The sequence below is a fragment of the Stenotrophomonas sp. TWI809 genome (assembly GCF_039673205.1).
Taxonomy (GTDB): Bacteria; Pseudomonadota; Gammaproteobacteria; order Xanthomonadales; family Xanthomonadaceae; genus Stenotrophomonas.
Window position 1 is genome coordinate 1 of sequence record NZ_JBDJLE010000058.1, and the last position, 325, is coordinate 325.

Annotated in this window: 2 tRNA genes; both read left to right on the forward strand. The window is 56.6% G+C overall.

Annotated elements, in window-relative coordinates:
* The first annotated feature begins 30 nt into the window (after positions 1–30).
* Positions 31–107 (forward strand) — tRNA-Asp (locus ABE472_RS18840).
* A 113-nt stretch (positions 108–220) separates the two neighbouring features.
* Positions 221–297: transfer RNA gene (locus ABE472_RS18845), tRNA-Asp, on the forward strand.
* Positions 298–325 lie beyond the last annotated feature (28 nt).

Consider the following 325-nt stretch of genomic DNA (forward strand, 5'->3'; position numbering starts at 1 on the left):
CAGGCACTGCCAGTAAAAGTTTTGAAATGTGGAGCGGTAGTTCAGCTGGTTAGAATGCTGGCCTGTCACGCCGGAGGTCGCGGGTTCAAGTCCCGTCCGCTCCGCCAGTTTCAAGAAGGCCCCTGAGCAATCGGGGGCCTTGTTTTCTCCGCCGATGGTAGAGCTGACCGTTGGTCAGCTGGTAAAGCAGACCGTTGGTCGGCTGAAAAAGTTAAAGTGCGGAGCGGTAGTTCAGCTGGTTAGAATGCTGGCCTGTCACGCCGGAGGTCGCGGGTTCAAGTCCCGTCCGCTCCGCCAATCTTTGAAAAGCCCTTGGTGAAAACCA